The organism is Natronolimnobius sp. AArcel1, assembly GCF_011043775.1.
Lineage (GTDB): Archaea > Halobacteriota > Halobacteria > Halobacteriales > Natrialbaceae > Natronolimnobius.
Genome location: NZ_JAAKXY010000002.1, coordinates 239,162 through 264,559 on the forward strand (window position 1 = coordinate 239,162; position 25,398 = coordinate 264,559).

Annotated in this window: 29 protein-coding genes; 11 read left to right on the forward strand and 18 right to left on the reverse strand. The window is 61.6% G+C overall.

The window, feature by feature from the left end:
- The first annotated feature begins 80 nt into the window (after positions 1-80).
- A complete protein-coding gene (locus G6M89_RS05280) occupies positions 81-929 on the forward strand; it encodes an NAD(+)/NADH kinase (RefSeq protein ID WP_165160756.1) in 849 nt (282 codons plus the stop codon).
- Between the two features lie 31 nt (positions 930-960).
- On the opposite strand, the gene G6M89_RS05285 is transcribed toward G6M89_RS05280, so the two are convergent.
- Complete coding sequence (locus G6M89_RS05285; RefSeq protein ID WP_241175267.1) at positions 961-1,185, reverse strand: hypothetical protein; 225 nt, start codon at positions 1,183-1,185, stop codon at positions 961-963.
- A gap of 147 nt (positions 1,186-1,332) precedes the next feature.
- On the opposite strand from G6M89_RS05285, the gene G6M89_RS05290 reads away from it, so the two are divergent.
- From G6M89_RS05290 to G6M89_RS05300, 3 genes are all read left to right on the forward strand, one after another.
- Positions 1,333-1,656, forward strand: coding sequence for a ubiquitin-like small modifier protein 1 (locus G6M89_RS05290; protein ID WP_165160758.1), 324 nt, complete (start codon positions 1,333-1,335; stop codon positions 1,654-1,656).
- Between the two features lie 73 nt (positions 1,657-1,729).
- Complete coding sequence (locus G6M89_RS05295; protein WP_165160759.1) at positions 1,730-2,578, forward strand: AzlC family ABC transporter permease; 849 nt, start codon at positions 1,730-1,732, stop codon at positions 2,576-2,578.
- Positions 2,568-2,894, forward strand: a complete 327-nt coding sequence (locus G6M89_RS05300; protein WP_165160760.1) for an AzlD family protein — start codon at positions 2,568-2,570, stop codon at positions 2,892-2,894. The genes G6M89_RS05295 and G6M89_RS05300 overlap by 11 nt, the downstream gene beginning before the upstream one ends.
- A gap of 1 nt (position 2,895) precedes the next feature.
- Here the strand turns inward: G6M89_RS05300 and G6M89_RS05305 are convergent, their stop codons facing one another.
- Together G6M89_RS05305 and G6M89_RS05310 are read right to left on the reverse strand one after the other, a co-directional pair.
- Positions 2,896-4,554, reverse strand: a complete 1,659-nt coding sequence (locus G6M89_RS05305; protein ID WP_165160761.1) for an ABC transporter permease — start codon at positions 4,552-4,554, stop codon at positions 2,896-2,898.
- Positions 4,555-5,478 (reverse strand): ABC transporter ATP-binding protein, encoded by a 924-nt coding sequence (locus G6M89_RS05310; protein WP_165160762.1) that lies wholly within the window; start codon positions 5,476-5,478, stop codon positions 4,555-4,557. It abuts the gene before it with no gap.
- Positions 5,479-5,598: 120 nt separating this feature from the next.
- Here G6M89_RS05310 and G6M89_RS05315 point away from each other — a divergent pair, with 120 nt between their 5' ends.
- The 3 genes from G6M89_RS05315 to G6M89_RS05325 all read left to right on the forward strand — a co-directional run bounded on the left by G6M89_RS05315 (position 5,599) and on the right by G6M89_RS05325 (position 6,776).
- The gene (locus G6M89_RS05315) at positions 5,599-5,859 is read left to right on the forward strand and encodes a hypothetical protein (protein ID WP_165160763.1); all 261 of its coding nucleotides are present in this window, start codon (positions 5,599-5,601) and stop codon (positions 5,857-5,859) included.
- Positions 5,859-6,227, forward strand: a complete 369-nt coding sequence (locus tag G6M89_RS05320; protein WP_165160764.1) for a hypothetical protein — start codon at positions 5,859-5,861, stop codon at positions 6,225-6,227. Before G6M89_RS05315 ends, G6M89_RS05320 begins: the two co-directional genes overlap by 1 nt.
- A gap of 93 nt (positions 6,228-6,320) precedes the next feature.
- Entirely contained in the window at positions 6,321-6,776 is a 456-nt protein-coding gene (locus G6M89_RS05325) for a pyridoxamine 5'-phosphate oxidase family protein (protein ID WP_165160765.1), read from the forward strand.
- A 133-nt stretch (positions 6,777-6,909) separates the two neighbouring features.
- Here G6M89_RS05325 and G6M89_RS05330 read toward each other — a convergent pair whose 3' ends face one another.
- Positions 6,910-7,059, reverse strand: a complete 150-nt coding sequence (locus G6M89_RS05330; protein WP_165160766.1) for an FmdB family zinc ribbon protein — start codon at positions 7,057-7,059, stop codon at positions 6,910-6,912.
- A 117-nt stretch (positions 7,060-7,176) separates the two neighbouring features.
- The gene (locus G6M89_RS05335; protein ID WP_165160767.1) at positions 7,177-7,845 is read right to left on the reverse strand and encodes a helix-turn-helix domain-containing protein; all 669 of its coding nucleotides are present in this window, start codon (positions 7,843-7,845) and stop codon (positions 7,177-7,179) included.
- A 156-nt stretch (positions 7,846-8,001) separates the two neighbouring features.
- On the opposite strand from G6M89_RS05335, the gene G6M89_RS05340 reads away from it, so the two are divergent.
- A complete protein-coding gene (locus G6M89_RS05340) occupies positions 8,002-8,400 on the forward strand; it encodes a helix-turn-helix domain-containing protein (protein ID WP_165160768.1) in 399 nt (132 codons plus the stop codon).
- Positions 8,401-8,534: 134 nt separating this feature from the next.
- On the opposite strand, the gene G6M89_RS05345 is transcribed toward G6M89_RS05340, so the two are convergent.
- The 6 genes from G6M89_RS05345 to G6M89_RS05370 form a co-directional block, all read right to left on the reverse strand.
- Positions 8,535-9,182 (reverse strand): metal-dependent hydrolase, encoded by a 648-nt coding sequence (locus tag G6M89_RS05345; RefSeq protein WP_241175221.1) that lies wholly within the window; start codon positions 9,180-9,182, stop codon positions 8,535-8,537.
- 328 nt (positions 9,183-9,510) lie between these two features.
- Positions 9,511-9,669, reverse strand: coding sequence for a hypothetical protein (locus G6M89_RS05350; protein WP_165160770.1), 159 nt, complete (start codon positions 9,667-9,669; stop codon positions 9,511-9,513).
- A 241-nt stretch (positions 9,670-9,910) separates the two neighbouring features.
- Positions 9,911-10,891, reverse strand: a complete 981-nt coding sequence (locus tag G6M89_RS05355) for a M48 family metalloprotease (RefSeq protein ID WP_165160771.1) — start codon at positions 10,889-10,891, stop codon at positions 9,911-9,913.
- A 99-nt stretch (positions 10,892-10,990) separates the two neighbouring features.
- Positions 10,991-12,916: an aldehyde ferredoxin oxidoreductase family protein gene (locus tag G6M89_RS05360; RefSeq protein WP_165160772.1), complete on the reverse strand. Its 1,926-nt coding sequence runs from the start codon at positions 12,914-12,916 to the stop codon at positions 10,991-10,993.
- Positions 12,917-13,188: 272 nt separating this feature from the next.
- Positions 13,189-13,377: a DUF1328 family protein gene (locus G6M89_RS05365; RefSeq protein ID WP_165160773.1), complete on the reverse strand. Its 189-nt coding sequence runs from the start codon at positions 13,375-13,377 to the stop codon at positions 13,189-13,191.
- 175 nt (positions 13,378-13,552) lie between these two features.
- Positions 13,553-15,511, reverse strand: coding sequence for a bacterio-opsin activator domain-containing protein (locus G6M89_RS05370; RefSeq protein ID WP_165160774.1), 1,959 nt, complete (start codon positions 15,509-15,511; stop codon positions 13,553-13,555).
- Between the two features lie 107 nt (positions 15,512-15,618).
- On the opposite strand from G6M89_RS05370, the gene G6M89_RS05375 reads away from it, so the two are divergent.
- Positions 15,619-15,810 carry an HVO_0649 family zinc finger protein gene (locus tag G6M89_RS05375; RefSeq protein WP_165160775.1) on the forward strand — a complete coding sequence of 64 codons (192 nt, stop codon included), beginning with the start codon at positions 15,619-15,621 and terminating at the stop codon, positions 15,808-15,810.
- A gap of 62 nt (positions 15,811-15,872) precedes the next feature.
- Positions 15,873-16,973, forward strand: a complete 1,101-nt coding sequence (locus G6M89_RS05380; RefSeq protein WP_165160776.1) for an archaeosine biosynthesis radical SAM protein RaSEA — start codon at positions 15,873-15,875, stop codon at positions 16,971-16,973.
- Between the two features lie 34 nt (positions 16,974-17,007).
- Here G6M89_RS05380 and G6M89_RS05385 read toward each other — a convergent pair whose 3' ends face one another.
- The 6 genes from G6M89_RS05385 to G6M89_RS05410 form a co-directional block, all read right to left on the reverse strand.
- Entirely contained in the window at positions 17,008-17,511 is a 504-nt protein-coding gene (locus G6M89_RS05385) for a chemotaxis protein CheD (RefSeq protein WP_165160777.1), read from the reverse strand.
- Between the two features lie 210 nt (positions 17,512-17,721).
- Positions 17,722-20,253 (reverse strand): PAS domain S-box protein, encoded by a 2,532-nt coding sequence (locus G6M89_RS05390; RefSeq protein ID WP_165160778.1) that lies wholly within the window; start codon positions 20,251-20,253, stop codon positions 17,722-17,724.
- Between the two features lie 161 nt (positions 20,254-20,414).
- Positions 20,415-21,107 (reverse strand): phosphoribosylformylglycinamidine synthase I, encoded by a 693-nt coding sequence (gene purQ, locus G6M89_RS05395; protein WP_165160779.1) that lies wholly within the window; start codon positions 21,105-21,107, stop codon positions 20,415-20,417.
- The gene (gene purS / locus G6M89_RS05400) at positions 21,108-21,359 is read right to left on the reverse strand and encodes a phosphoribosylformylglycinamidine synthase subunit PurS (RefSeq protein WP_165160780.1); all 252 of its coding nucleotides are present in this window, start codon (positions 21,357-21,359) and stop codon (positions 21,108-21,110) included. It lies immediately after the preceding gene.
- 90 nt (positions 21,360-21,449) lie between these two features.
- Positions 21,450-21,821, reverse strand: coding sequence for a rhodanese-like domain-containing protein (locus G6M89_RS05405; protein ID WP_165160781.1), 372 nt, complete (start codon positions 21,819-21,821; stop codon positions 21,450-21,452).
- 45 nt (positions 21,822-21,866) lie between these two features.
- Positions 21,867-23,120, reverse strand: coding sequence for an FAD/NAD(P)-binding protein (locus tag G6M89_RS05410; protein ID WP_165160782.1), 1,254 nt, complete (start codon positions 23,118-23,120; stop codon positions 21,867-21,869).
- A gap of 160 nt (positions 23,121-23,280) precedes the next feature.
- Here G6M89_RS05410 and G6M89_RS05415 point away from each other — a divergent pair, with 160 nt between their 5' ends.
- Complete coding sequence (locus tag G6M89_RS05415) at positions 23,281-23,715, forward strand: SHOCT domain-containing protein (protein WP_165160783.1); 435 nt, start codon at positions 23,281-23,283, stop codon at positions 23,713-23,715.
- Between the two features lies 1 nt (position 23,716).
- On the opposite strand, the gene G6M89_RS05420 is transcribed toward G6M89_RS05415, so the two are convergent.
- A complete protein-coding gene (locus G6M89_RS05420; protein WP_165160784.1) occupies positions 23,717-25,390 on the reverse strand; it encodes a nucleoside recognition domain-containing protein in 1,674 nt (557 codons plus the stop codon).
- Positions 25,391-25,398 lie beyond the last annotated feature (8 nt).

A 25,398-nucleotide genomic window follows, 5' to 3' on the forward strand; every position in this document is an offset into this window, starting at 1 on the left:
TGTTCCGAACGTCGGCGTGACTCCACCGCGACGGGACGCGAAGCATGGCTTTTTGATGACGGGGCCGGTAGCGGCCGACGATGGACGTCGTCGTCGGAATCGTTGCCCAGCGGAACAATACCCGTGCACACGAACTCGCACGCACCCTCGTCGACACCCTCGAGCGCGACTACGAGGGCGTCACAGCCGTCGTCGACGAGGCGACCGGCCACGCAGACAGATTTGACCGCGCGGGCGTGCCAGTCGCCGAGATGCGCGGTCACGACCTCGTGGTAAGCATCGGCGGCGACGGCACGCTCCTGTTCGTCGCCCGCGAAGTCGGCGGCACGCCAATTCTCGGCGTCAACCTCGGCGAAGTCGGCTTTCTCAACGCCGTCGCGCCCGACAACGCTCGAGACGTCGTCGTCGACCTCGTTGACCACCTCGAGGACACGGGCTCGCTCGAGGGCCGCGAACTCAACCGATTGCAAGCAACGAGCGTCGACGGCGAGTGGACGCTCGAGCCGGCGCTCAACGAGGTCGTCGTCCACGGTCCACGTCGTGGTCACGGCGGCGGCGCAACACTCGAGATTAGCGTCGACGGCCAGCAGTATGCGACGGGCCACGCCGATGGTGTGCTCGTGGCGACGCCAACCGGCTCGACGGCCTACAACCTGAGTGAGGGCGGCCCGCTGGTGCATCCAAACGCAAACTCGCTGATCCTCACGCAGATGGCAGCCGACGACGGCATGCGCCCGTTAGTCGTCGACACCGACACCGAAATCACGCTCACCGTCAGCGACGCCGAAACGGCCTACGCGATCAGCGACGGCCGCGACCGACGCCACCTCGAGCCACCGACGACGGTCACGGTCACGGTCGCCGAGGAACCCGTCACACTGGTCGGCCCACAGGCGAACTTCTTCGATGGCCTCGAGAAGTTAGAGTGAGGCTGCTGGCGGCCCTCCTATAGAACGGTATCTACTCGTCTTCGTCGTCGGTTTCGTCGGTGTCCTCATCATCCTCCATATCCTGTCCGTTCCCCGTCCCCTCCTCGGCGTCGGGTTCTTCTTCGCCTGCCGTCTCGTCGCCCTCTTCGGGGTCGATACCGTTCTCTTCGCCCTCCTCGCCGGGGCCACCACAGCCCGCCAACGCCATCGCAGAAATCGCTGCGCCGGTACGTGCGAGCGCACGACGGCGAGTCACACTGCGTTCATGCTGTTGCGTGGACATACCTGCGCTGGGCCTTCGAGGCGCATACGGTCACTGCAAGCACTCGCACGCCGGAAGATGGGCACGCACACAGCCCCCATCCACACCGACGTTTATGCTGATGGCTCACGACGCACCGATATGGACATCGAGCTACGCTTTTTCGCCACCTTTCGCGACGCTGTCGGCGAGAAAGAACGGACGCGGACCGTCAACGACGACGCAACCGTCGGCGACGTGCTGGCCGACCTCGAGGGCGCATACGACGGCCTCGAGGGGCAACTGCTCGCCGACGGCGCGATCAGAGACCACCTGAGCGTCCTGAAAAATGGGCGCGACGTGGTCCACATGGACGACAGCGAGACGACACTCGAGGATGGTGACGTCCTCTCCGTGTTCCCGCCCGTCGCTGGTGGTGCTGATGGCGCTGGTGGCACAGATGCACAAGACTGCCACTCTGGGTAAGACAGCGCCGCACCTCGAGATGTGTTAGCGTTCCCCCGAGAACGTTTAGTCGCCGGTACACCGCACTACGAGTGTGGATGCCGATGCAGACACGCGCCCCGTCGCGTCCGAATCAACTCGAGACGCAGACGACAGCGCTGCAACCGGATCGCCAGATTCTGAGAGCGACGAGCAGCGCCCGCTCGAGGCCGAGCCGACCGAAACCGAGACAGCCGGCGACCTCGAGCCAGCAGCAGAGTCAGTTTCGTTCACCTGGGCGGGCGTCCGAACTGGCTTTCTGACCTGTGTACCGGTCGCACTCGGCGTCGGCGGCTACGGCATCGCCTTCGGCGTTCTCGCCAATCAGGCGGGACTGAGCGTCGCGGAAGCGACACTCATGAGCGCGACCGTGCTGGCCGGGGCGGCCCAGATCGTCGCCGTTGAACTCTGGGCGGACCCGCTCCCGGTGGGGGCGATCATCGCAACCGTGTTCGCGATCAACCTCCGGTACTCGCTGATGGGCGCGGCGCTCCAGCCGTGGTTCAAACACCTCTCGCCGGCGAAAATCTACGGCAGCCTCTACATGATGGCCGACGAGAACTGGGCGTTGACCATGCGCGATCTCAAGTCCGGCAGCGGCCGCGGTGCCTTCTTGCTCGGCAGCGGCATCGCCATCTGGGTGTTCTGGGTCGGTGCGACAATCGTCGGCGCGCTCGCGGGCGGCGTGATCGGCGACCCTGCCCAGTACGGTGCCGATTTCATCCTCACCGCCGTCTTCGTCGCGCTCGCCGCCGAACTCTGGGAGGGCCACTCCTCTCTCGTCCCGTGGGTCGTCGCCCTCGGAACGGCCGTCCTCGCCGCCGAGTACCTCCCCGGGCGCTGGTACATCCTGCTCGGCGGCCTCGTCGCCGCCACTGTCGAGGTGATCCGCTATGACGACTGACCTCCCCAGTGCGCTCTCGCTCGATCCATTCATCGTCGGCGTCATCCTCGCAATGGCCGCCGTCACCGTCCTGACGAAAGTCGGTGGCATCTGGCTCGTCCGCCGTGTCGACCTGAGCGAGCGCCTCGAGGCCGGACTCTCCGTGCTGCCGGGCGCAATCGTGATCGCAATCCTCGGCCCCGAACTCGCAGCCGGCGGGCCAGCCGAGTGGGGAGCAGCAGGACTGGTCCTACTGGTCATGTGGCGGACAGAAAACATTCTGCTGGCGCTGATTGCGGGCGTTGTCGGTGTCGTGGCGTTTCGAGCGGTCGTGTAGACTACGTGTTGAGCGTCCGGTGTGTCAGCGACACACCGAGTGCAAGCAGGCCAATAGCACCGAACAGCAGCGGCGTCGTCGTCCCGGCGGTCTCGGTCGTCGCACCGGCAAAGTCGAGCACCGCGACGCCGTTGAGCACTCCGACGTACCAGAGCACCAGATAACTGAGTTCAAACACCCGCTGTGTTCCACTCCAGAGGCCCAGTGCCTGTGCGACCGATGGGACGAACAGCACGGCACCCGCGAACACGACGACGCCAGAGAGACCCGCCTCGAGCACGGCCGGCCAGAGCGCTACGCCGAGAAACACCGCAGCTACGACGACGCCGGCACTCCACTCCGCGAGGAGTTGATGGGACGGCCTCCTCGAGGAGTGGATAAACGGCATGATTCGGTGCTGAACCGGCCGGTAGCCAAGTCCCGACCAGAGAAACAGTGGCCAGATAGCCGCGGCTGGGACGATCACGTCGGTTGGGGCAGAGCCGCTGAGTCCGACAGCGATGATGACGGCTGCGCCGACATACCACCACCAAGCCCGGCCCCGGATCAGGAGCCGACACTCCTGAAGGAGTAAGCGACTGAACCCGCCAGCCGAGCGATCCGTCACCGGCGTGAGCGAGACGTTCGTGGTGACAATCGAGTTGGCGTCGGATTCGTCGTTCGTCGTGTCAGCATGGTCTTCGCCGAAGAAGGGGACGAACTGGCCGACTCGAGCAGTGACGGTCCGATTCGGTGAGTCGTCGCCGCCGGCGTATCGGTCGTACGGCAGGGTCGCAGCGAGCGTCAGCCCGAGGCCACACAGCGCCAGTCCGGCGCGGTTCGCATAGAACCAGGTGGGCCAAGCCCCACCATCCCAGGTGAACAGCACGGTTTCAGCGGTGTCCGCACCGGCTCCGTAGTTGCCGACTGGTGGGCCATCGTACGACGGGGCGACGGCGAGCAACGCGTCAATGGTCATCTCACCGGCCGCAACAAGGCCAATCGAATCAATGGCTCGAATCCAGGGTGAAATCGACGCCGTCCCGCCACTGTCACTACTAAAAGCAGGGGCAATGCTCGTCACAATCATCATCGCACCGAAAAAGTAGAGCACGTTCCCGGCTGTCCCGCGCAGCCGATCGGTTGACTGGAAAACGAGCGTCACCCCGGCGACGAACGCGCCCATCGGAATGCCGATTAACAAGACAGCACCGACGATCCAGACAGGATCAGTCGTTCCAACGCCGTGGACGGCGTGATTGACGAGCGCAGCCACCGCCAGCGTCAACAGGAGTATCGTGGCGAGTGTAACGTGACTGAGCCACTTTCCGATAAGATACGTGCGGTCACTGGTCGGCGTGCTTGCGCGGAGTTCGTCAAACCCGGTTGATCGATCTCGTTTCAGTGAATTGCCGAGCATGTAGTACCCAAAAAACAACAGAATCGTTGCCCCCAGGAGTCCAGTCGTCAGACCAACGTACGGTGCGGTCGGCTCTCCGCGATAGTCGACCGTTTCGCCATCGACCGTATCCTGATACAACAGTTCGAACGTCCCAACGTTCAACTGATAGCCTACGTACGCGACAATCACTAAGACCACCAGCAATCGCCGAGACTGCGTCCGCTGGCGGAGATCAGCACGTGCAATGGCGACGACAGAAGACAGCCATCCCACGGCCATCTACGTCACCCCGTCCGACTCCGAACCCATGGCTGTCGCTGTCCTGACAGCCATTTTCGACTGCGTTCCAATGTGATCGAGATAGGCGTCCTCGAGCGTCGGTGTCACCGATTCGGCCTCAGGAGCCGGGCGCTTGTCGGCGAGCAACCGGACCCGAACGCCGTCGGGCTGTTGGACAGTGCTCGAGACCTGATACTGTTCGCGGAGTGTCGAAAGTTCGTCACGCGGCGTCGTGTACTCGTAGACCCTTCCGTCGGTGTCGGCGACGAGCGACTCAGGATCGGTGTGTGCGAGCAGTTCGCCGTCTCGCAAGAGTGCGACCCGGTTTGCGGTCGCCTCGATATCGGGCACGATGTGTGTCGAGAGCAAGACAACGCGGTCGCTGGCGACCGACGAGAGGAGATTTCGGATCTGGACTCGCTTTTCGGGATCGAGGCCGACAGTCGGTTCGTCGACGACCAGCACGTCAGGATCGTTAAGCAGCGCCTGTGCAATGCCGACGCTCTGGCGCATTCCGCCGGAAAAGTCTCCGAGTCTGCGATCCGCTACCCCGTCGATACCCGTCAACGTGAGGAGTTCGTCGATCCGAGCGGCTGCTGTCTCTCGATCAAGACCACGCAATGCAGCCATGTACTCGAGAAATTCTGTCGCGGTCAGGTCGGGATAGACGCCGAAATCCTGCGGGAGGTAGCCGAGGACGCGCCGAATCGTCTCCGGCGAGTCGGTGACGTCGGTTCCGTCCCAACGGATCGTCCCCGTCGTCGGCTTCGAGACCGTCGTGATCAGCCGCATCAGCGTCGACTTGCCGGCCCCGTTCGGCCCGAGTAGGCCATGAATTCCAGTCTCTAACTCGAGGTCGACGTTCCGGACGCCCCACAGATTCTCGCCGTAGCGTTTACCGACGCCGTCTAGCTGGAGAGCCATTGGCCAGACATAGACATTCAGGAACTAAAATAATAGTGTTTGATTGATATTAACGGGTGAGGGATGAGCACGTCGAATAGTGTGCCGAACGAATATACCCACAGCGAGCCAACGAAACGTATGATGACTCGTATCGAGCGGTCCTTTCGCGGCATCTCTGAACGCCTCGCGAGACGATACCTGACAAATCTTGGGGGCGAGGAGATCGACGACGAGACCGTTGCAGGCGAGGACTGGGCGGCGACCATCTCCTCGGAGAGCGTCGGTATCGGCCCGACGCTGACGCTGACCGAAGTGACCGTTGTCTTCGAGGGCGAAGAGGCCGCCCTCGAGTCACTCGTCGAGGACTTTGCCCAGAAGGCGATGCGCGCGGGTGGGTAATGATGAGCGGGCCGATTGACGGACAGGTGCTGTTGCTCACCGCTGCGAAGGCGAGCGTGGCGCCGAACAGATTGCCGACACTGGTTGACCGAGCACAGACCGCCCTCGAGGCTGATCTCGAGCGCTATCGGCGCGAGTACGAGTGCGTGTACGCGAACGACGGCAGCTACGAGGCGTTTCTCGTCGAGTGGGGTCACTGGGACGAACTCGGCGAACAGGTAGGTCTCGAGACGCGCGAGTGTGCGGCCGTTCGACGCGCGCACGAAGAGCAACTATTACGCGCCGGTCGGCGAGCGGACCGCGAAGAGGAGTTCGAGACCGCCCTCGAGATTCGCGAGCCGGTTCTGATTGGCGTGGCCAGTGATTGACGCTCGACTCGAGCGCGATGGCGGACAAACTGCTGACACGGCGGGGTCGCAACTATAAAGAGACTGTTTCTCCTTTGCTGGGACACTGAGACGATGGCCATCGATACAGAGACCGATATGACCGACGAGGAGATCGACACGTTCCTCGGCGGCCACGAGACGGGGGTGCTGTCGCTCGCACGTACCGACGATCCGTATGCGATCCCGATTTCGTACGGCTACGACGACGAGAATCGAGAGTTCTATATGCGACTGGTTTCGACACCGGACAGCGAAAAGCGAGAGTTTCTCCACTCGACGCCCGACGCGCGACTGGTCGTCTACGATGAGGACGGAGACACCTATCGCAGCGTCATCGTAACGGGGACACTTGAGGAGATCGTTCCCGCAGATCTGACGCCTGACCAGATCGCACAGTACGGCGATGCAAAGCGACCGCTGTTCGAAATCTGGGCCGAGGGGAAGAAAGATCTCGATATCGAACTGTATCGATTCGTTCCGGAGACACTCAACGGGCGGCGAACAGAAATCGACCGCAGCGACGACTGAGGACGTACTATATGGAAACTGTCAGCATGTAAGACTGCCGGCCACGGACCGGTCAGCCGTCGGCTACGGCGACCAACTCACTTCTCGAGCGGCCACAGACACAGTGGAGACGAAACGATCACAGGAGAGACGACTAGTTCGTCTGTTGTTCAGTCGCGAACGCCGATGGTGTGACGTCGGCGCCACAGACTGGACAGCCGTGGGCTAACGTAGCCTCACGCATCGACTCGTTGACCTCGATTTCTTGGCCGCACTCGGGGCAGCTAAATACGTATCTACTCATGACGTCGGTCGGACTGTATACGATGTGAATCGGCTACGTTCATAGCTGTGTGTCCATTATATATAGGGTTGGGGTTCGTTTCTGCTCGGCAGTAGTTCCCGAAGCGTTCTAGTATGATCATCGTTTGTGATCAAGAATCGCATCCAGCAGTTTCGTCTGTGCGGCCGAGAGGTGCTCTGTAAACGTCGTGCTCGTAATTCCGAGTTCCTCGGCGACTTCGCCCGCGTTCGCCTGCTTCGGATGATCGAAATATCCCATCTGGTGGGCTGTCTCGAGTACTTCCAACTGACGGTCGGTCAGTGTCGAGCGGTCGACAAAGACGAGGTTCTCTTCGGCGTGGTCTTGCTGAGACTGGAGCAAGCGCTGCACGTCGAGCGAGTCGTACTGGGTCTGTAACTCGCCGATAATCGCCTGTAGCCCCTGCATATCCGGTGCATGGAAAGTCAGATACAGCGACGCCCCGCGCGCGCGGACGTCAGTTACTGGAGAGTCGAACGACTCGATGACCTCGCAGGGACAGCCCGCACCAAGGTCGCGTTCGAACCGATACACCGAACTCGAGCCATAGGCGAACACCGACGACAGCGTCGCGTCCACGTCGAACTCGTCGTCGTCGGGGTACTCCTCGGCTTCGAGCATGAACTCCTCTGTCACGCGCGTGGGCGCATCCGGATTGATACTGGTCGTGACCGAGTTGACCGTTCCGCTGGTGGTCGCAGCCGCCTGCGTCACCACACAGTCGAGCGGGTCCTCGAGTCGAATCTCGGCGCGTATCCCCGACGGCATTACCGAGAGATGAGAGGCGGAGTATCCTAAAGCCTGTGTCTCGCTAGCACCGAGCCGAACGAGCCACCGAGGCGCAGATATTCCCGACCCCATTTAAACACCCCTGTATTTAGTGGGACTCACTACGAGGTGGCCCGGTCACTACTACGAAGTACGATGTCCGCTACGAACTCACCCAAAGCAGGATGGCTCACCGATGACGAACCCGTCAACCCAGAACGTGTCCTCGCAGCACTCGAGGACGATGCCTGCCGAACGATTCTCGAGGCGACTAGCGACGATGCACTGACCGCAACAGAGCTCTCAGAGCAGTGTGACATTCCGATGTCGACGGCCTACCGAAAAGTCGAGACACTCACCGAGGCTAGTCTCGTCGACGAACAGGTTCGGATCAACACCTCCGGCAAGCATGCCACCGAGTACGTCCGCTGTTTCGACGACGTCGTAGTCTCCCTCAGCGAGGACACCGGCGTCGTGATTGAACTGACCCAGTCGGAGTCCGAGACGGCCGGAACCACCGCCGCGACCACCGGACACGCGGTCGCCGACGACTGAGCAACACACTCGAGACGTCAGTCGTGCCACCTGCCGGACCCGTCCGGTGGTTGCGTCGTAGCGGACACCTCGAGTGCGGCCGATATTTCATTTTTGCCGTGGAACGAGACGAAGCCAGCCTCACCTCCTTGCAGTCAGTCCCGCTTCGAGCGCTCGGTCCTGGGCGCGCTGTCGCTACCGTTGGAGCGGACCCACTGTGGCAACACCGCCACGAGCCGTGCTGGTGCGCGTTCCAGCAGCCGACCGCCTGCGTCGACGAGAACCCGCCGGAGCGTGGTGTAGAAAATCGAAATGACGAGCATCGCGACGATGAGCGACTGGACGACACCGTCGAAGACAAATAGCGCGGGCAGTGCAAGCAGAGCCGCAAGTGCCAGATCGCCCGGCGAGCCGTCGTAGCCGACCCACTGGCGCGGCGCAATCCACCGACCGTGGTAGTGGCTGTAAACCGCCCTGTCGGTGGTCCGCTCCCAGGGGCGGGTCTCGAGGCCACCACCAACCACGTCAGTCACGGAGTGAAGCGCAGCGGCGAGTAGGAAGACGGCGAAGGCGACGGTCCACTGGGTTGGAACGGCGAGCGCAACGGCCGTCGCAGGAATCGCGACTATCCAGTAGTAGACCGGAAAGTGCAGCGTCCGTCGGTGCCCCGCAGGCAGGTCGAAGTCGGGAAAGAGTCCGCCGAGAAGACCTGCAATCGCGACGATGGCGGCAAATTCAGGCGCGACGAGGGCGACGCCGACCGCGAGCGAGAGGCCCACAAACGCGTGTGTCGTCGCCATCATGGATAGCTGAACACTGTTCGGTTTGGCTATATGTCCGTTGGTTCGTTCGGACGGCTGAACCGTCCGGTGATCTCTCAGTGACTCAAGTTAGAGCCACCACTGCAAGCCACTGCACACCTGTCGGACGGACGCGCGACTCGGAACGAATGGGAGCCGCGACAAAGCGAATAACGCGAGATCTGCGATCCCGCGAACCGTGCGAACGGGCACGCCGTGCCCGTGAGCTGTGCGAGCAGAGTGTATTGACTTGCAGTGGCCACTATAGAGACCGCGAATGTCGTACAATGACAATTAAATCAGTCAGTGTAGGCGATAAGCAGGGAACCAATCAAAATCCAATAATCACAAACACTAAAATATATGATACCAAACCGAAGAGAGCGGTGGCACCCATCCAAGCAACAACTATTAGAACCGCTTGTTTTCCAGTCATATCCTCCCCGTCGAGGAGTGTGTTAAATTGAGATACTATGTCATCGAGACTCATGATCTCATATTGACCTATAAACAGGAAAAGGTTGGTGGGTTGTTTCACCGAAGTCAATCGCTCAGTTCGCAGGTCGACCGAACGACTAGTTCACTGGCTTCAACACCCAAATTCTATAGTAACAACTGAAACTGTTTACACACCAATCGTATAGCCGTCATGCGATTGGGTGTGCACTGACTGTCAGTGGCTACTATATTAGCCAGTGAGGATTTCAATAAGCCAGTTGGTACGATAGGGATCAGGCCTCGAGTGACACGTCCTCTCGAGACTCGTGTTGGTCGCGCTCGAGCGCAGCCAACGCCTCGAGTCGCTCTGCAGTCGGCGGGTGCGTTCGGAAGAGTCGCGCAGAGAGCCGACCGAGCGGTTTGCGAATCGACCAGAGAAACGGTTCAATATTGCCGTCAGGACCGAGTTTGACTGGTGTCACGGCCTCGGGACGCAACGGTAGAATCGAGAGCGAACTCACACCTTCAGCCGCGCGCAAATCCTGCCGCGGTGCCTCCGCGATGTGCTCGTCGAGCGTCCGTAACGCGCTCGCAAGCGCGGCTGGTGAGCCGGTGACGTCCGCGGCCGCTCGGTCGGCAACGAGTTCGCGTTGGCGCGAGAGGACGGCGACGATGGTTCTGGCGAGCGCCCAGCCAAGCCCACCGACGAGAAGGAACGGGAACATGAACACAATAAACGGGCTTTCGCCGCGAGTGATGGCTAACATTGCTCGCCCTTTGAGTCCGTCAGCGATGACGACAGGCGTCGAAATCGCGGTCATCACCATCGCGTCGCGGTTTGCGAGGTGGGCAAGTTCGTGCGCCAGCACAGCCTCGAGTTCGTCGTCCGAAAGCGCCTCGAGCGTTCCCGCCGAGACGATGAGTCGGGCCGACTCCGGATGGAAGCCGACAAGCATCGCCTCGGGAACCTGGGTGTCCGATACCTCGAGTGTCGGCTGTGGGACATCCAGAATCGTCGCGAGCCGAGTCGTCGTCGCGTGGAGGTCGGGATAGTCCGCCGGCGAGATTTCGCGTGCGCCGCTCGAGCGCTCGATCGTTCGGCACTGCCAGAGCTCGAGAACGGCGATTGCGCCCAAGATGACGAGCGTCAGGACGGTTGCGACCGCGCCAGGGTTTCGGTCGCCAAGCAGTGCGAAGAGTGCATAGAACAGCCCCCAGACAGCGGCGACGAAGGCAACGGTAACCGTCACCAGTAAGACGAGCGAAAGCGCCATTCGACCCTGGAGACCTCGAGAGCGACGCAGCATACGCTACATGATCGGTGATTAACTGATAAAAATACCGACGTGTTCGAGAGCGAGTAACCGAATCGATCAGTCGTCGCCCGGCGCAGCCGCACCACTACTATCGGCGCTGACGCCCGTTCCCGGGCCGATTTCGATCTCGAGTTCGTCTAACTTTTCGTCGGGGACGACACCATCGACCCAGCCGCGGTACTCGTAGTATTCGTCTTTCATTGCCTCGAGTTCGCAGTACTCGCCTTCGCTTGCGCCCTGACCGCGGATACCGTCCTCGAGGAAGCGCGCTGGGAGCGAGTCATCAGCGCCGTCGAACCCGTTGAGGTTGTTGTAGTAGCGCTCTAAGTTGTAGACGCGCTCGCCGGCTTTCATCAGGTCGTCCTCGCTCACGTCGAGGCCGGTCATGCCGTTGTACTGCAGAACGTACTCTTCGATGCCTTCCGCGAAGGCGTTGAACTTGCAGATATCGAAGGAGTCACTGATCGCGTGAAGATTCTGGAACTCAGCCGTGAGTTCTCCTTTGCCCTCCCACTCGTAGGGATCGACCTTTTCGGGAATGCCAAGAATCTCTGCGGCGGGCGTGTACCCGCGCAGGTGACAGGCCCCGCGGTTCGAGGTTGCGTAGCCAATGCCCATGCCCTTCATGCAGCGCGGATCGTACGCCGCGATGGTCTGGCCCTTGACAGCAAGCGAGTTGTCGTAGGCATCTTTCGCCTCTGAGACGCGGCGTGGGCCGTCCGCGAGCAGGTCTGCGAGGTCGCCCTCGCGGTGGGCGATGCGTTCGATCATGTCGATCATCGTCTCCGTATCGCCCCACTCGAGTTCGCCTTCCTCGAGTTTGTCCTCCTCGGTCATCTCCATCGCCATCGCCATCATGTTGCCCGTTTCGATGGTGTCGACGCCCATGTCGTTACAGCGGTCAAGCATGAGCGCGACGGCGTCGCGGTCGGTGTGACCCGAGTTCGGCCCGAGTGCGTAGGCGGACTCGTACTCGTAGGATTCGGTGCGGACGTTCATCTCCTCGCCTTTGTGCATCGCCGTCACTTCGACTTCCTTCTTACAGGCGACGGGACAGGAGTGACAGGTGGGTTCGTCAACGAGGATATTCTCGCGGACGTTCTCGCCGGAGACGTTCTCCGCGTCGATATCGCCACCTTCGGCATCGCGCATCGCCTCAGTCGAGGTGTACTGGCCGTTTTTCGTTGGGAGGCCGTCCATCTCCTCACCGATGTTCATCAGGACGTTCGTGCCATACATCGAGAGTCCGCCCTCGTTCGGCGCGGTGACTTCGGACTCCTGAATCGCTTGCATTGCCTGCTGGTGACCCTCCATGAACGTCTCTTGGTCGGCGGGTTTGGGCATCTTCGTCGTCGACTTGACGACGACGGCTTTGAGGTTTTTCGAGCCCATGACACAGCCCGTCCCACCCCGGCCCGAGGCCCGGTCGTCCTCGTTCATAATACAGGCATACATGACCTCGTTCTCGCCACCAGGGCCGATCCCCATAATCGAGAGATTCTTTCCATAGGAACCCTCGAGTTCGTCTTCGATGGCGTCGCGGGTGTCGTGGAAACCCTCGCCCCAGAGATGTGACGCATCACGGAGTTCGACCTCACCATCCTCGATGTAGGCGTACACCGGGTCGTCGGCCTGTCCCTCAAAGAGCAAGCCATCGAAGCCGGCCCATTTCAGGCGTGCGCCCGACCAGCCGCCGTGATGGCTGTCGGTGACGGTGCCGGTCAGTGGTGACTTCGTACAGACCGCGATGCGCCCGCTCATGGTTGTCTGGGTACCCGAGAGCGGCCCGTTCATAAATGCGAGCAGGTTGTCAGGGCCGAGCGGATCGACATCCGGCCCCTGCTCAAAGACGTACTTTACCCCGAGGCCGCGCGCACCGATATACTTCTTCGCGTCCTCGTCGTCGATCGACTCGTAGGCGACAGACCCATCAGCTAGGTCGATGCGGGCGACGTGATCTTGGAAACCGCCGAGTGCAGTCATAGTAACCCCTCCCCATTGTATTCGGCCGCCAGCATGTTAGCTGTTCTCGATCGTCAGTAACCAACAGTGGTTAACAATCGGAACGGGCTGCCGGCTCTCGCACCCAGACCGACTGAAGAAGACAGGTCAGATCGTCGCAACCTGCACTGGTGTCGATCACACCCACGAATCCAATTGACGGACCACCAGTACCGACTGACAACCGATCGTCTACGGTGTGATCGGAATCTACTCGCCCGTGAGCAGTTGGGAAGCCACTCGAGTGCGTGACGCTACAGGAGTAACGCCACGATCGCGAGGATGATGAAGATCAACACGAAGATACGTGCGATTTCCATCGTCACGCCGGCAACACCACGGGCCCCGACGGCCGCGGCGATAATCGCGAGCACGAAGAACACGACTGCCCAGTACAGGAAGCCGCCACCGCCGACTTGTAACGGAGTTGCGAATTCGAGCATCACCAGTTGCTACCACAAACGTCGTATTAAACGCTGGTGACCCTCGAAGCGCTAATCGGTGGCTACACACGAGTAGGCGCGGTCATACGGCCTGCAGCTGCCGATGTGACAGCAGTTCAACCCATCTGGAAAGCAGCTACCGAGCCACGCTACTGTCACTCATGAGTTAGTTCTGCTACTCGCTGTTGTACTCGCCGTCGAAAAACGCACGACAGAGTTTCGCCTCTGCCGTTCGCAGATGTTCGTGGAACGTCGGCCGCGAAACGTTCATCGACTGAGCCAGGTCCTCGCCCGTCACCGGACGCGGCCACTCGAAGTACCCGCCAAGGTAGGCCCGCTGTAAAACGGTGAGTTGGCGCTCGGTCAACTCATCCTCGAGTCGCGCGGCGAACTCCTGGCGTGTCTCGCCGCTTCGGTCGCGCTGTTGGAACGAGCGAACGTCGGTTCCGGGATGGCGCTCCTCGAGTGCGTCGATGATCGTGCGGACGTTCGCCGAGCGTGGAATCTCGAGTGAAAGCCTCGCGCGGCCGTCCTCGCAGTCAATCGACGTAACGCGCACACCGCGTTCGGAGAGCCAAGAGACGGGGTCGTCCCCACCGGAGAGTTCGACCACGCATTCATCGTCATCTTCGCGGTCGACCACGACACGGCAGTCGATATCCGACAGGGAATCGGCTGCCTCGGTTAGTGTGTCCGCACTGGCTCCCGAAACGGTAAATAGGGTCGCTGTGTCCCCGTCACTGAGGTCACCTGATCCAGGTTGGTGGACCGATCGGCGATACTCGAGTCGACAGTCAGCGCTTGCAGAGAGTGCAATGGGTGCAACAGCAGAATCCGTTACCTCGAGGTCGATGGCGACGACAGCGTCGGTCGTGAGCACGCGGCTGGTCTCGCGAGCGTTGATCCCGCTTGCGATGGCTCGAGCGAGTGCGGAAAAAATCACGGCCTCACGGTCGCCTATATCCTGCCCAGAGACGGCACGAACGCTGAGGACGCCGTACTCGATCTCGTTGTACATCAGCGGATACGCTGCGTGCGTCGGCTCGGCTGTCGACGCATCAGCATCGGTGGCGACCGTTTTGCGGGCGATCTCGCCCGTTTCGAGCGCCTCGGCTGCCGGATGGGCCGCATCGACTGCGATCGATTCTGGTGTTGAACCGGCACCAGCTCGGACGTCGATCGTTCCGGTGGCGGGATTTCGTTCGCCGATCCAGACGTCATCGTAGGCTGCCTCCGCCGCGATCCGATCACAGACCGCTCGCTCGAGCGTCGACCGATCGGCGGCACCCGCGACGGCCGCGGTGACATCCTGAACGAGACCTTCGACGCGCTCAAGGAGGTACTCGAGTTCCGCAGTGCGATCTTCGAGGGCGAGTTCGGCTTCCTTGCGTGCGGAGATATCGTTCTGGAAGCCGACGTAGTGAGTGACCGTTCCGGCAGCATCCCGGACCGGCGCGATGGTGACTTCGTTCCAGAACTCAGTGCCGTCCTTGCGGTAGTTTTTCAGTTCGACAGTTACCGGCCGTTCCTCGGCGATAGCAACAGCCATTTCGGCGATTGCGTCGGGATCGGAGTCCTCGCCCTGCAAGAGCCGGCAGTTCCGGCCGATGACGTCGTCATAGCTGTAGCCCGTAATCTCCTGATACGCGTCGTTGACGTACACAAGCGGGTTGTCCTCCCGGTCGGGATCCGAAATTGTGATCCCAACTGGCGCTTCCTCGAGTGCACGCTCTTTGACCGCTCGATCCTGTGTCAGGTCGGAATGCTGGCCATCACGTGTGGCTGTCGCTGTGTCACTCGCGGAATCGGCCATCACTCGAGACGTAAAGACAACCGTTGCACCGCTTTCTGCGCGGTGAATCCGTCCATTGTACTGCGTTCCATCGAGTGCGATCTGACGCGACGTCCCAACTGTCGTCTCATTGATTTCCGCTGCGACGGCGTGTGAATCCTCGAGAACGTCGCCTAACGCGTGCTCTCCAGTCCCTTCGAGGTCGAACGCCTCGCGGGCGGCACCGTTTGCGTAGGTGACGGTCCCATCCGTGACAGTAATGACGGGGTCGACGAGTCGCTCGAGTGTGGCTGTGGCGGGCGAGTCCTCGACTGTGTCACCCCCAGTATCGGCGTTTGTCATACAGTGTGGTACGTGCGGGACCCTCAAGAACGCAGGGTGTCGTCAGACCAGTTGGATTACGAACCACATCCATGAGAGTTAATATCACACATGGCATTGGCACGTGTATGAGCGTCCACCGATCACCGTTCGAACGGCTCCGGACCAAATTCGACGAAACCGAGCGACAGTGTCGCCACTGTGGGGCACAGGGCGATGAATCTGCCTGGCGCGTGACCACTACAGGCGGGCGCGTGCAATACCAGTTCGTCTGTCCGACCTGCGATGCGATCGAGACGAAAGAGATCCGACTGGGGTGAGCCAACGGGTGTGGCTCGCGGCAACGAAGGCGCTTTAGGTGCTGGCCCGCTTTCCCCTGCTAATGAGTAAACCCACGCCCGACGTCTACGAGCAGGGCAAGGGCATGGACGCCCACAACCAAGTGATGCGCGAGATCCGTTCGCGCAAGGAGGCCAGTTACGATCCCCACGAGCCGACCCGCGTCTGGCTCGACGAGGACAACACCCCAACTGGGGTCAAGACGAGTCTGACGATTATTCTGAACACCGGCGGCTGTCGCTGGGCCCGCGCCGGCGGCTGTACGATGTGTGGCTACGTCGCCGAAAGCGTCGACGGCGGCTCCGTCTCCCACGAGGCGCTGATGAACCAGATCGACATCTGCCTCGAGCACGAGGCAGAAAACGCGGACGAACCCGCCGAACTCATCAAAATCTACACCTCCGGCTCGTTCCTCGACGAACGCGAAGTCGACGCCAAGAGCCGGCGCGCAATCGCCGAGACGTTCGCCGAGCGCGAGCGCATCGTCCTCGAGTCCCTCCCCGACTTCGTCGACCGCGAGAAAATCGGCGACTTCACCCAGTACGGCATCGACACAGACATCGCCATCGGCCTCGAGACGGCGACTGACCGCGTTCGCCACGACTGCGTGAACAAGTACTTCGACTTCGAAGACTTCGAAGACGCCTGCGCCGAGGCAGCCGTCGCAGACGACGACGCTGGCAGCGAGGCTGACGCGGGCATCAAAGCCTACCTCCTGATGAAGCCGCCGTTCCTCACGGAATCGGAGGCCGTTGCAGACATGATCTCCTCAATCGAGCGCTGTGCCGACGTCTCCGGCTGTCACACCGTCTCGATGAACCCGTGTAACGTCCAGCGCTACACGATGGTCGACGAACTCTACTTCAACGACGGCTACCGGCCACCGTGGCTCTGGTCGGTCGCACACGTCCTCGAGGAGACCGCAGACATCGACGCCATCGTCGTCTCCGACCCCGTTGGACACGGCTCCGACCGTGGCCCGCACAACTGCCAGGAGTGCGATGATCTCGTCCAAAAGGCGATCAAGGACTTCGGGCTGCGACAGGACCCCACCGTCTTCGAGCAGGTCTCTTGTGAATGCGAGCGCACCTGGGAGGTCGTCATGGAGCGCGAACGGAGTTTCAACCAGCCGCTGACTCGATAGACGGCTTCCATCCGGCAACGAGTACCTGACTCGATTACTTTCTGCGCGTCTCCCCATCTGCCGTTGTCACCACTAACTCGCCAGTCCGCGGCACGAACGTCACCCGCCGCCCCGTCTCGCCACCCACGTCCATCCCGCGAATCCGCACGTCCTGGGCCGCAAGCGCCGTCCGCGCGGCCGTTACGTTCTGCTCACCGATCGATTCCTCGAGTCGATCAAACGGAATCATCCGCGCCCCACCAGACAGTTTCGCCCACACTCGAGTTGGCTCGCTGCCGTAGGCGTCGATCGCCGAGAGCAACTTTTGAATGCCAGTATCAGCGAACTTCGCAGGTGGGAACACCTCGTCAGAGTCCGTCGCAGACGGCAACATAAAGTGTAGCAGGCCACTGACGCCGCTTGCTTCGTCATAAACGGCCACAACGCCACACGAGCCAACGCCGCTGGTCCGAAGCGGTCGCTCGTCCGTCGAAAGCGCGTACTCTGCGATACCGACTGCAATCGGCTCTGCGTTTGTCTCTGGACCTAGTTCGGACACGTGTACACCCTCGAGACGGGTCTCGAGTTCAAATCACGGGTACCCGATAGTATGGTTTCTGGCCATTTCCCGGTAACTCGAGCGGGCAATAGCGATTGGTATGAGGAACACAGCCTCAGCGCACTTCTCAGCAACACTCCCAAAAGCAACGTTCTAGTCTTCACAGCCAAGTGTCGGCCAGCAAGCGGGACCCACACCATTACAGACCGATTAGTCGTCGGCAGCGCCTTCGGTCACGTACTGAATCGCCTGCGTGTCGGCTCGAGGCAAGTGTAACGTGACAGTCGTCCCTCGGGGCTGATTGTCGGTAAACGTGAGCCGTCCGCCGGATTGGGCGACGGCCCAGTTGACCAGCCAGAGTCCAAGACCGCTGGCGTGGCGCAACTGCGTGATCTCGCGTTCCTCCTGCAGTAACTGGCGTTCCTCGGTCGGAATCCCAGGACCTGTATCACTGATCGACAGCGTCACAAATCCGTCAGAATCCGGCTTTGGCGACAGTTGGATGTCAACCGCCAGCGAGGTGGTGTCGCTATGCTCGAGCGTGTTCTCGAGAACCTCCGAAATCGCCGTCTCGAGGTAGTGATTTGCTCGCACAAAACACTGGTCGGGAAGCGATATTGTGAGGTCGCAGTCGATTTCGCTGTCCGTGTCAACGGCATACGCAAATGCATCTGCCGCTCGCTCAGCAGCCGCAGCCACGTCAACAACGGCCGTCATCGAGCCGTCGCGCTCGAGCGTGCGTTCAACCGCACGAGTCTTTTCCGCGAGTTCAATGAGTTCGTTCGCTCGTTCCTGAATCACCGACGCGTAGTCGGCGGTTTCACCCTCGGCAGTGTCAGCAACGACCTCCGCACAGCCGTTGATGATGTTCATCCCGTTTCGGAGGTCGTGACGAAGGACTCGATTGAGAATCTCGAGGCGCTTGCGTCGGCGCTTGCGGTCCGTAATGTCGGTGTAGAGACCCACTGACCGACCGACCTCGTCGCCAGTTTCGATGGGGACCACCCGCATCATGAAGTCGCGAATGCCATCAGCGGTGCGGCGTTGAACCTCGGTTTCGACGACCGAGCCCTGGCTGCTTTGCTGGTTGATCGTCGCTGCCTCGGCGTTTTGCTCGGGCGGAACGATGAACGTATCGAGCGGTTTTCCGAGCAGTTCGTCCTCGTCGTAGCCAAACAGTTCCTCGAAGGCAGGATTGACAGCTTCGATAATTGGCGTCGACGTCGCATCACGTTGGCGCGTGCTGACCGCCGCGTCGGGAACGTTCTCGAACAGCGCAGCGAATCGGTCCCGCTCAGCACGGAGCTCCGCTTCGAAATCGAATCGCTCGAGCGCGTCGGTGACGTGTGAAAGTAACAGTTCCGCGAGTTCCTCGTCGTTATGATCGAACGCAGCGAGTTCGGATGAGGCCGCCTGAAAGATGCCGTGATCGCCGATTGGCACGCTCAGCACAGACTGGTACTCGTCGTCCTCGGTCTGTGCGATCGGATTGGCCGCGAGGTCGTCAACGCGGTGCGTCTTGCCCGTTCGATAGGTTTTCCCAGCGATTCCTTTGTCGACAGACATCTTCTGTGTGACCTCCACGTCGACGCCAGTCGAAACTGCCTTTTTGACCAGCATCGACTCTTCGACCATATCGACGACGCAGACATCGAACTGGAGTACTTCTTCGGCGGCCGTCACAGTCAGGTCATAAATTTCCTCGCGCGTCTCGCAGTCGTCGAGCTGCGAGGCCACCTCGTGCAAACTCGCGATTTTGTCCTCGTGAGCGAGCAACTCGCGTTTCATCTGCTTGCGGTCGCTGATATCCCGGATGATGCCGACTGTTCCCCGGTCTCCACTCACATCTGCACTCATCTCATCCTCGTCGTTCCCCGTGGTCCCGAGCAACGCCGCATTGATCTCGCAGGGGAGTTGGCGGCCAGTCCGCGTCTCGAGCGTGACTTCGTACGTTGCGACAGCATCGTCGGGCTGGCCACGTGCGGAAGCAAGTGCCCGAATGCGTTTGTGTCGTCGCTCGACACTCGCGTCGGAGAGAATCTTCGAGATATGCTCGCCAACCAGTTCGTCTCGAGTGTAGCCGGTGACAGCCATCAGCGTCCCGTTGACGGTAACGAATCGCCCCGCCTCATCCAACGAGTACACGCTCTCGCCAACGACTTCCACGATCGTCCCTGCCCGCTCTCGATCCGTCGTCTCACCCTGTGTGAACGAGAGTGAAACGTCAGCATCCGTCGACTCAAGCAGCGACTCGAGCGAGTCGTGTGACTGTGACTCAAGTAAGAAGGTATCGTCCGATATGGGGTCTGCGGACGCCGGTGAGTCGGCCTCGTTACCTGCGCTGTCGTGACTCTCGCCGTCGACGCCAGGTCCGACGAGTGACCGCTGCTGCTGTGTTGAGACATCTCGAATGCGCTTAAGAAGCGTCTCAGGCGCCTGTGAGCGCGGGACGTATCCGTCGGCACCGGCCGCGAGCAGTCGGCCAGCAAGTGCTTCGCTTCCGTCAACCGGACAGACGATAACTGGGACGGACGCTCCGTCGAACTGACGACACAAATCGATACAAGAGCCATCAGCTAGTGAGTCAGTCGCAACGACGCAGGCGAGGCGAGTTGGTTCGCGCTCGTGGATCGAGTGACACTCGCTGATCGTCTCGGCAGTAATCGGCTCGAAACCTGCTGCTACGAACGCGGCGATGAGGTCGTCAGACGGGGCGCGATCAGCGTAGACGACACAGTTCATAATTGTCAGCAGTCTCCGTCCCGGGAGGGCCGCACGTACCAGTTGCCCACACGAGACTAGCCACTGGAGTTGCGAGCAGTATACCTACTGGTCGCTGGAGGACTGGAATAAGTGTACCGGCCGACCCGACATCGGCGGCTGATACAGCGCCGCTCTGCGAGTTACTCGAGACTGCCAGCAGTTTCGAACCCGCGGAGGACGCCCTGACCGTCCGTCGCGCCAACGTCTGGCAACGTCGCGCGCTCGGGGTGAGGCATCAACACGGCAACGTGGTCGTCGTCGCCGAGGACACCCGCAACATTGTGTTTCGAGCCGTTGGGATTGACCTCGGTGCCGGTCTCGCCCTCGGCGTCACAATAGCGAAACAAAATCCGATTCTCGTCCTCGAGTTCTGCGAGTCGCTCGTCACGGATCTCGTAGCGCCCTTCACCGTGAGCGATCGGTACCTCGATGACCTCGCCTTCGTCGTAGGCGCCAGTCCAAGGCGTATCCGCGCGCTCGACGCGCAGGTAGACGTGTTCACACTGGAAGCGTGCGCTCTCGTTGGTCGTGAACGCGCCCTCAGTCAGACCAGACTCACAACCGACCTGCGCGCCGTTGCAGACGCCGAGAACAGGGATGCCGTTGTCCGCTGCCTCCCGAACCTCGGCCATAATCGGCGAGCGCGCAGCCATCGCGCCTGCGCGGAGGTAGTCACCATAGGAGAAGCCACCGGGCAGCATGATGCCTGTCGTCTCCTCGGGCAGGCCATCCTCGTGCCAGACGATTTCGGCGTCGATCTCGAGGTGTGCGAGTGCGCGGTCAGCATCGCGGTCGCAGTTGGAGCCGCCGAAACGGATGATTGCAACGGTCATCTACCGTTCGTCGACCTCCACATCGTAGTCGTGGATGGTCGGGTTCGCCAGCAGGCGTTCGGCCATCTCATCGGCGCGCTCGCGGGCGGCATCTGCCGACTCGGCCTCGAGATCGATTTCGAAGCGATCAGCCGAGCGAAGCCCCTCGAGTTCGAATCCGAGGCGTCCTAAGGCCTGTTTCGTCGTCTCGGCCTCGGGGTCCAGCACGCCGTGTTTGAGTCGAACCGTCACCGTCGCGGTGTAGGCGGTCATTGTCTGATATCCCGTAACCATGCTCAAAAACGCTTTCGCCTTTGCTCGGTGTTACACGTTCGTGGATACTTTTCCACCAGTGAGCAACGCTCAGGGAAGCAACCCGCTGAGGGCAGATCGCAGTCGGTAACCGAGCGAGCCGTTTTGGTAGCCGTTCCAACGGCGCTGGCCGCCGGCAAGCGTCACCGCGTCGTAGCCTTCCTCCTCGAGAACGGCCGTGGCCTTGCGCGCGACGATTCCTGCCTTACAGACCGTGACGACGGTTGCATCGCTCGGAACATCCGACAACTCCTCTCGAAGCGCTTCCTCGTCGCCATTTCGAAGGTCGTTGTAGACCGGAATGTTATAACTGCCCTCGATGTGGTCGCGCTGGTACGTCTCGCGCGGTCGAATATCGAGGACGTAGGGCGAGTCGTCGCTCGAGAGTTGATCCTCGAATTGTTCCGGACCGATTGTGCTCATACACCCCAATACCGAACACGCGAATAAAACGATGCGGATCTCGCGTTACGCGGCGAGACGGGTTGCGTCGGCGATGGACTCGATGCCCACACTCAGACGGTCAGCGGCCCGGCGTGCGCCAGCAATGTTGCCCGCAAGCGGGCCAACGGTACCTGCTGCCAGTGCCCCGGAGACGAAGACGTGACTTGGTTCGTCATCCGCCCGTTGCCACGCAAGCGTCTCATCGGACAGGAGCGGCATCCCGCGATAGCCACACTCGAGGTCGAGTTCGACGGCGACCTGTTCGACGAACGGATGGGAAAAGACGGGCGCGAAACCGGTGGCAAGAACGACCCGCTCGGCGCTGCAACAGCCGCCGTTCTCGAGTACCAGTCGAACACGACCATCGACCTGACGGGCACTCCGAACGTCGCCGTGGCGGATGGACAGCGTCTCCGATTCTGCGACGGACTCGAGGCGGTCGAACAGCGTCGGTGGAATCGTCGCGTCGTTGCGCGCCTCGCGGAGTACATCGGCGCGGGCCTGCGACCCGGGCGGATGGCGGTGCAGGTGGCGCTCGACGTGATTCCAGTTGATCCAGCGCGGATCGGCCTCGATTGCCGCCGTCTCGAGGTCGTGTCTCGAGAGCAGGGTAACGGCGGCGGCGTCAGCGTCGTCGGCATCGTCCGGCACGCGATCAGCAAGACAGAGTGCGACCTGTGCGGCGGTGATTCCGCCACCGACGACGATGGCGTCGCCCGCGGGCGTTTCAGGGTCGAACGAGTCGTCCCAGACGTGTTCGATTTCTCCAATTCCGTCCGCCCAGGACGGGCGCTGATACCGGCCGCCGTGGCCCATTGCCAGGACGCACGTCCGAGTGGTGATCGTCTCGCCTGCGTCGGTCTCGAGGACGAGCGACTGCGTTTCACTGGAGCTGTCACAGCGACGAATCGACGTGACCGCGGCCTGTCGATGGAGCGAAGCGAGGTCGTTGCGCTCGATGACGTAGTCGGTGTAGTCGAGAAACAGCGACAGCGACGGGCGGCGCGGGTATTTCGGCCGCGAAAGTAACTCGTCTTCGCGCCCGCGCGCCTCTGCAAAGTCCTCGAGTCCGAACGGTTCGGTACCGATGTGGTGAACGAACGTCGAGCGCAACGCGTTCATCTCACAGGCGCGGGCTTTCTGGCGAAACGAGGCGAGCAATCGGTCGTTCGGATCGACGACCAGAACGTCTGAGCGCTCGAGAGGCGTCTCCTCGAGCAGTCGCTGGACGAGATAGGTGCCGTGGATGCCGCCGCCGACGATGACGCACTCGCGCATGACCGCTCAGTATGCTCCGTTATTACTTTAGATCTTCGTTTTAATAATCAGTAGCAACTCGAGGAAGATCTATCACAGTATACAGAGCGACTGTAAGAGTATAAGTAGCAGAGAGTTGATCAATACCAGCCCTTTTTGTGTTCGTTGCCCAATATGACGTATGGGAAGTGACTGGACCACCGCTGGGCTGTCGATGCCGATGGCCATCGTCATCGTCGGCCTGCTGTTCTCGTTCGTCGCGCTCGCGGCTGTCGACACCGGCGTCGCGGTGATCGTCGCCATCTTCGCGTTCGTCTTCGGCGGGGATATTTTCAGGGAGATGATCGCCGCGATACAGCAACCGTCAGCGGACCCAGCCAACGAGGAGACCGCGCCGGACGAAGACCCACAAGACGCCCTCGAGCGCCTACGAACCCGATACGCCGACGGCGATCTCTCCGATTCGGAGTTCGAACGCCGACTCGAGGTCCTGCTCGAGACGGAGACCGTCGACGACGTTGAACGCTATCTCGCAGGCGAAAGCGAGTCCGTCCAGCCGAGTGGACAGCCCTCGGCAGACTCGCGCGACCGCGAGTTCGAACGGTCGATGGGCTAGTTCAGAACAGGAGGCGGCCACCCCAGGCGATCACGAGGGCAAAGCCGACCGCTGCGGCGGCCTGTCGAGCCAGCATTGTCGCGACGAACCGGACCGACACTTCTCGAGCGACCGTAATCGCCGTCACGAGACACGGCAGGAGGACGCCCGCGAGGTAGACCGCGACGAGCACCTCGAGTGGAGAGAGCGCAGCGACGCCAGCTGAATCCGCCGTAAAGAGGGCGATGCCGTCCTTGCGGATCGACGCGAGCACGAGCGGCAACGCAGCCTCGGTCGGGAGCGCAAAGACACTCATTGCGGGCTCGAGGACGCCCCCGAGTCTGGTGAGCGCGCCCACGTACTCGAGCAGAGCGGCGACGACACAGATGAGCGCGAAGACGGGCAGCGCAGTTTTGAGAAAGCTCGCGAGTGACGTGCGCGCTTCGCGCCAGATCGCTCGCAGGCGCGGGCGCTCGAGAAACGTGCGCCGGTCGACAGCGAGATGTGTCGTGCGCGCTGTGGGTGGTGCGATCAGCCTGACGTAGATGAGCGTCGTCGCGACGAGAATCGCGAGGTAGGGGCCGACGAGCCACGGCATGCCGACGGCGGCAAAGACCGCAAGCGTCGCGGGGAACTGATAGGAACAGGCCGAGCCGAACGAAATCGCCGAGATGGTCGTACACCGGGTACAGTCCGAGCAACTGCGCGTGCTCGTCACGGCGGGGACGTTACAGCCAAAGCCCATCACGACGCGCACGAGATCGCGTCCCGTCAGGCCGACCTGGCGCATGACGGGATGGAGCGCGGTCGTCACACGCGTGACCAGACCACTCGCCTTGTACGCGCCCATGAACAGCGCGAAGATGAGCATCGTCGGGAGCGCCCAGACGAACAGGAATGGTCCCATCGCGAGCAGGCCGTAGTCCCCGCCCAGCACGGCCGCGAGCGGCCCCGGAAGTGTCGCGCTCCAGGCGACGGCAGGCTCGAGTGCCGCGCCAACGAGCGGATCGAGTTCGCCCGCGATTGTATTCGCGAACCAGACGGCGACCGCCGCGGGCGCAAGCAGGATGAGCGCGCTCACAATCGGGCCGAGAACGGGTCGCTCGAGGATCGTTTCGGACGGTTCGATCTTCCAGCCGACCTGTGTTGAGATGGTGGCTGGCAACTCGCCGCTGTGCTGGAGTGCCTGCCGAATCGCTCTCGCGTCCGCGGGCGCATCGACTTCGTGTGCCGCGTAGCCGCCATCGGCCGCGACGGAAGCGAGATTTCGCGCATCGACTGGAACCACCGGGACGCCCAGCTCTGACTCGAGGTCGCCAATCACTCCCCGCGCGTCGATCTCGGCGCCGATTTTGTCCCAGTAGGTGACGACCACTGCACCAGTCTTCCCGCCGACCAGCGGTAACAGATCCGCGAGGTCCTGGTCCAGATCCGTTGCGGGGACGACGAGAACGACGGAATCCGTCTCCGCGAGTGCTGTCATCGCCTCACGGGTCGTCTCAGTGTCCGCCTCGAGCGTGATTCCGGGCGTATCGACCACCTCGAGGCCGTCGCTTCGGTACACCTCACTCGAGACGGTCGAGCCACCGATGTTCTCGGTGACCGGTGTCGATCCGGTGAGTCCGGCCGCGAGTGCTGACTTGCCAACGCTTTCCTTGCCGATAAGAACGACGCGGTCTGTGTCACCGCCGCTCATTCATCGCC